General features: G+C 42.2%; 5 protein-coding genes and 1 riboswitch. Of the genes, 3 read left to right on the forward strand and 2 right to left on the reverse strand.

Annotated elements, in window-relative coordinates; translation table 11 throughout:
- Both nhaD and lysC read left to right on the forward strand, forming a co-directional pair.
- Positions 1 to 1129 (forward strand): sodium:proton antiporter NhaD (gene nhaD, locus ABYD77_RS17350; RefSeq protein ID WP_372771350.1); only part of this gene is annotated, 1129 nt, incomplete at its 5' end.
- Between the two features lie 85 nt (positions 1130 to 1214).
- Positions 1215 to 1388, forward strand: a riboswitch (Lysine riboswitch).
- Between the two features lie 130 nt (positions 1389 to 1518).
- Positions 1519 to 2805, forward strand: a complete 1287-nt coding sequence (gene lysC, locus ABYD77_RS17355; protein ID WP_372771354.1) for a lysine-sensitive aspartokinase 3 — start codon at positions 1519 to 1521, stop codon at positions 2803 to 2805.
- Here the strand turns inward: lysC and ABYD77_RS17360 are convergent.
- Positions 2755 to 3540, reverse strand: a complete 786-nt coding sequence (locus ABYD77_RS17360; RefSeq protein WP_372771351.1) for a 4'-phosphopantetheinyl transferase superfamily protein — start codon at positions 3538 to 3540, stop codon at positions 2755 to 2757. The two genes, lysC and ABYD77_RS17360, sit on opposite strands and share 51 nt — an antisense overlap.
- Before the next feature lie 106 nt (positions 3541 to 3646).
- Between ABYD77_RS17360 and ABYD77_RS17365 the strand changes: the two genes are divergently transcribed.
- Positions 3647 to 4969: a sodium-dependent transporter gene (locus ABYD77_RS17365; protein WP_372771352.1), complete on the forward strand. Its 1323-nt coding sequence runs from the start codon at positions 3647 to 3649 to the stop codon at positions 4967 to 4969.
- A 43-nt stretch (positions 4970 to 5012) separates the two neighbouring features.
- On the opposite strand, the gene ABYD77_RS17370 is transcribed toward ABYD77_RS17365, so the two are convergent.
- A partial coding sequence (locus tag ABYD77_RS17370) for a MarC family protein (RefSeq protein WP_372771353.1) occupies positions 5013 to 5497 on the reverse strand: 485 nt, incomplete at its 5' end.

Below are 5497 nucleotides of genomic sequence, written 5' to 3' on the forward strand. Positions count from 1 at the left end.
CTTTATTTCTCCTCTACATGGGCAAAGCCCAGAATCTGTTCAAAAAGAACTCGATCATAATATTTTAGAAATTGCGACCTTGTGGTTGTTTTTGATGGCAGCGATGACCTTTGTTGCATATTTAAACTCCAAAGGGTTTATTCAAAGCTTGGTGCATAGGGTATTACCAAGTGAAATGAGTGAGCGCAATTTAATGTATTTAATCGGCGCATTTGCATTTTTCTTCTCGTCTATTTCTGACAACATCACCGCCACATTGATATCACTTGCGGTTGTGATGTCACTTAAGCTTGATGCTAAAAAGCTCATTAAATATGCCACGCTTATTGTATTTGCAGTGAACTCGGGTGGGGTATCGCTTATTACGGGGGATGTGACGACCTTAATGATCTTCCTTGCAGATAAAGTCACCATTGCGAACTTGTTATTATTAGTTGCCCCCGCGGCTTTGTCGGTTTTTATTTTAGCTGCGATGCTCAGCATGGGCATGAAAGGCACCATTACCTTTGAAAAGGTCGAATTACGCCGCATTGAAAAAACCGACATTACCATTGCCTGTATTTTTGTTTCGACCATTATTGCCACGTTGATGTTTAGTGTGTGGTACAAGATCCCACCGTTGCTGACCTTTTTATGTGGGTTGTCGATGATGTTCTTGGTGGCGCAGTTTTTAATGCGCAAGAAAGACGTAAACAAAAAAATCATCGATTATGTACGTGAAATTGAGTACGACACCTTATTGTTCTTTGTGGGTGTATTACTGCTTGTTGGCGCGATGAAAGAAATTGGCATACTGAATCAGTTTACGCACCTTTATGAAGTGCTTGCACCTGAGTATGCCAATTACTTTATGGGTATTTTGTCAGCGGCCGTTGATAACGTACCGCTTACCGCAGCACTTTTAAAAGCTGACATTGTTATGGATACCCGTCAGTGGTTAACCTTCACCTATGCAACCGGTGTGGGTGGCTCGATGCTAATTATCGGTTCTGCTGCTGGCATTATTGCAATGAGCAAAATTAAAGAACTAACCTTTGTAAGCTACTTGCGCATGTTTTTGTATTTGTTAGTTGCCTACACGATTGGTTATTCCTCATCGTATCTGGTCGGCTGTTTATTTCTTAATTAATGATTGACAGCTAGACGTCTAAACGGTAAATTTCAAAAGCCTTCTTTTTAGAAGGCTTTTTGTTTGTGCGCTGTAATTAGTTTGCAAACACAGAAGAGGTGCATTAACCAGGTAGTAGATTCGAGGGCACATTCCCGACGACGGTCTATCAGGGGGTTAACTGCCGAGGAGTAATCTGGATTTGTGGCCAGTTTGCTTCGGTTCTAGAAGTTGAATCTTCGGGACTGTCACCTGTTATAGGTGGAGAGCTTCTGGCAGAGACTATCCTGATGTAATCAATATCGTTCCTTGCCAAGTTCTCCTTATTAAGATTTAAAGGAGAGACTGTGTCTAATTCAAATATCAATGTAGCAAAATTTGGTGGTACTAGCGTTGCAGACTATGACGCTATGGTGCGCTGTGCTGAAATTGTACTTTCAAACCCTAATACGCGTTTAGTTGCGGTGAGTGCTAGTTCAGGTGTAACCAATCATTTAGTGAGCCTAGCAAACGACACCTTAAGTGAAGCAGAACGCCAAGCGCATATCGATGCCGTGGTGGCAATTCAGCACAACATCACTGAAAAACTGACATTAGATGCAGATATCACAGATGGCTTTTTAGCAACCCTTGAAGCATTTAAAGCACATGCAATGACAAGTGAGTTTGACGCTAGAGCAACGGATGAGTTGTTGAGCTTTGGCGAACGTTTATCTTCATATTTATTTACCCAAGTATTACGTAGCTTAGGAGCAACATCGTTACGCTTTGATGTGCGTGATGTGCTTGCAACAAACTCACATTTTGGTAAAGCGGAACCCAATGTTGAACGTACTCGCGAATTAGCAGAATCGGCACTGTGTCCTTTGCTCGCTGATAATATTATCGTAACCCAAGGGTTTATCGGTGCAAATAGCCAAGGTGAAACAACAACCCTAGGCCGTGGTGGCTCTGATTACAGTGCTGCGTTACTAGCAGAAGCGATTGATGCGAAAGCTGTTTATATTTGGACAGATGTTGTGGGTATTTTTAGTACGGATCCACGTTTATGTGTAAAAGCGGCGCCAATTGCCAAGTTGAGCTTTGATGAAGCGGCTGAAATGGCCACCTTTGGTGCAAAAGTACTTCACCCTGCAACTATATTACCTGCTAGTCGAAGCGGTATTAGTGTGTTTGTTGGTTCGAGCAGGGCTCCTGAACAAGGCGGTACCTGGATTGAAAAAGAAAAGTCAGAACAAGCAGGGATCCGCGCCGTAACCCAGCGTAAAAATCAGATTTTATTAACTCTTAAAAGCCCAGAAATGCTACTTGCTAGCGGCTTTTTAGCCCGTGTGTTTACAATTTTAGCGAAATACAATATCTCCGTAGATTTGGTTACCACATCGGAAATCAGTGTGGCGTTAACCCTTGATAATGCGCCGAATGCATCTCGCCCGGAACTGGATCAAGCGTGCCTTGATGAACTCAGCGAGTTTTGTCATGTCACGGTTGAAAATAACTTAACGCTGGTGGCGTTAATTGGTTCCGAAATTCAATTACGTCATGGTGAATTAAACTTAATGGGCGTGCTGAGTGATTTTAACATTCGCTTAATTTGCCATGGCGCAAGCAAGCACAATTTATGCTTCTTAGTAGAACAAACTGAATCAGACAACGTGGTGCAAGCGATTCACAGCCGTTTGCTTGAAGCCTGTTAAATCAGCGTTAAGGCAAATTTCAATAAGCGCTGGTGGCTGTTTGACAGAAACTGGCGCTGCCAATGAAAAATCAAAACCGTTACTCTGGCAGCAATATGCAGCCAACTTGTTGTTTTCGTAACCTTTATACACATTAGGCGCTAATAACTTGGCAATCGGCAGTGCGGTGGCTTTGGCGAGGGCCTCTTTTAAGGTCCAAATTCTAAAAAAAGTATCGGACATAGGCTTTGCAGTTTCAATTTCTCGAATTTCAGCTTCATGATAAAAGTGTTTGGCTAACTTTAGAAATGGGCGTTTTTCTGAAATAAATTCAAGATCAATACCGATACGCTCAGATTCCATTGCTAAATAGACAGCTACCCAACCTTTAGAATGACTTATCACAAGTGACAGTGGCAAAGTGTTGTTTTGATACTTAATTACCAAGCGAGCATTTGATTCGTCAAAAAACGTTGTGAGTTCGGATGGCTCGAATGCATAAAACTGACAGGTAAGTTGTTTGATTAAAAAACGCGAAGCCAAATACTCGCATTTTGCAGTGTCAACCTTTCGCCTTTCTAACGTTGCGATTTCATCATTAGACAAAATGGAGGCGATGTTAATTTGTTCAATATTAAGGGCTTGGCTATTGGCTATAACTAAATTGATTGGTGACTTGGGCTTTTGCGCGTTAAAATGCGCGCGCTCAGGCGAGATGCCTGTTTTTGGTGGTTTTTTGTTGTTAATCGTTTCCATACCCGATAGATTAGTCTTTTAGCCAAGCGCAGTCGTTATATTTGCTGCAGTATATCTTGCTTGGTTTTATAAGTCGTGGTGTAGATAATAAAAATAAGAGTTCAATATGGCACAAATTAGAGATGGCTTTCAAAGTCGCTTAGGGTTTGTCTTGGCGGCAGCAGGGGCAGCCGTAGGTTTAGGCAATATATGGGGGTTTCCAACACAAGCGGCAAATCACGGTGGTGGCGCCTTTTTATTGGTTTATTTCATTGTGATTTTTTTACTGGCTTTGCCTGCGCTTTTTACTGAGTTATACATTGGCCACAGTGCGCAAGCAAACCCAGTAAAAGCATTAGCACACGCCTGTCAATCGACCAGCAAAAGCATGGGGGCAACTGCCGGGTATATTGGCTTAGCTGGAGCCATTGTAATGCTGAGCTTTTACAGCATAGTTGCAGGATGGATGTTAGCGTTTGCACTCGAGCCCATCGCCACTCTTTTAGGATTCACAGAGATTGCTAATTTTTTAAAGTCAGACTCACTGCTACGTAATTTTATATTTACTCCACTGATGCTGATTTTAACTGCCAGTATTATTTTAAAAGGCGTTAAGTCAGGCATCGAGGTGTGGTCACGCCGTTTAATGCCTGTGTTATTAGTGTTATTGCTGGTACTGATTGCTTACATTGGCACACTTGAAGGTGCGAGCAATGGCTTTAAAGCCTACCTTGTACCTGACTTTAGCAAAGTCACTGACCCTGATTTAATCATTGCTGCCATGGGGCAGGCATTTTTCTCATTATCTTTGGGTGTAGGCTGTATGATGATCTATGGCTCTTACTTAAAGCGTGATGCCAATGTAGCAAAAATGTCGATTTCGGTTGCAATGCTTGATACCAGTGTGGCGTTTTTAGCTGGCTTACTGATTATTCCAGCACTTTATGTAGCACAAGCGCAGGGTGTTGAGATTATGCAAGGGGGTAAGTTGATTGGTGAAGGACAGCTAATTTTCGCCGTGTTACCTCAACTGTTTGCTACCTTAGGTGCCTTTGGTTTAGCCGTGGCGTGCGTGTTTTTTGTTTTAATGTCGATAGCCTCGCTTACCTCAACCATTTCATCGACTGAAATTCCGGTATCATTTTTAGTTGAAAATCATGGCTTTGATAGAAAACCAGCGACTTGGTTGGTGACCGCCATAGTAGGCATCTGTTCAAGTGTGATTATTGTTAACTTTGATTGGTTATTTGGCCTCGTTATTACGGTGTTTACACAGTATCAACTGCCGTTAATGGGGTTATTTTATTTTGTAGTTGTAGGCTGGCTTTGGAAGCGTGGCAATCAGTTACACGAATCAAACAAACTTGGTTACAAGGTGCTTGCAAACTATATCCGTTTTATTTGCCCAATTTTAATGTTAGCGGTATTTGCTAATGTAGCCTTGAAATAGCACGTATTGGATTGAATAGAAAGCGCGTTAACACGCGCTTTTTTTATAAGTTGAAGTAACTTTTAAATCCTGTTAGTACGTTGGTAATTGCAACAGCGGTTAAAATTAACCCCATTACCTTACTAATTACGATAGCGCCCGCATTACCAATAAGCTTTTGAATTTTGCCAGCCATCAGCATTAATAAAAACGCTAAGAAGACCACAGCCAACATGACGCCTGCAACTTGGGCTTGTTGCCATAGTTCAACCCGTGCATTTTCAGTCGCAAGGACTGCTGCCAACATAGCACCGGGACCGGCAATTGAGGGCACGGCGAGCGGGAAGATGGCGGTTTCATGATATTGCTCAACTAATCGCACTTCTTCTTCGGGTTTACTTTCACCAAAAATCATTGAAAGCGCGAACAAAAAAAGCACTATGCCTCCTGCGATTTGAAATGCCGACAATGGAATCGCCATTGCGCTCAAAATATATTCTCCGGCAATGACAAAAAAGAGCAATATCAGCGCAGATACAAGCCCGGATA

This window comes from Pseudoalteromonas sp., assembly GCF_041629635.1.
Lineage (GTDB): Bacteria > Pseudomonadota > Gammaproteobacteria > Enterobacterales > Alteromonadaceae > Pseudoalteromonas.

What these genes read in the sequence shown, in the direction of transcription:
- lysC (WP_372771354.1), top strand. Translation starts at nt 1,519, where the DNA reads ATGGTGCGCTGTGCTGAAATTGTACTTTCAAACCCTAATACGCGTTTA.
- ABYD77_RS17360 (WP_372771351.1), bottom strand. Translation starts at nt 3,540, where the DNA reads ATGGAAACGATTAACAACAAAAAACCACCAAAAACAGGCATCTCGCCT.
- ABYD77_RS17365 (WP_372771352.1), top strand. Translation starts at nt 3,647, where the DNA reads ATGGCACAAATTAGAGATGGCTTTCAAAGTCGCTTAGGGTTTGTCTTG.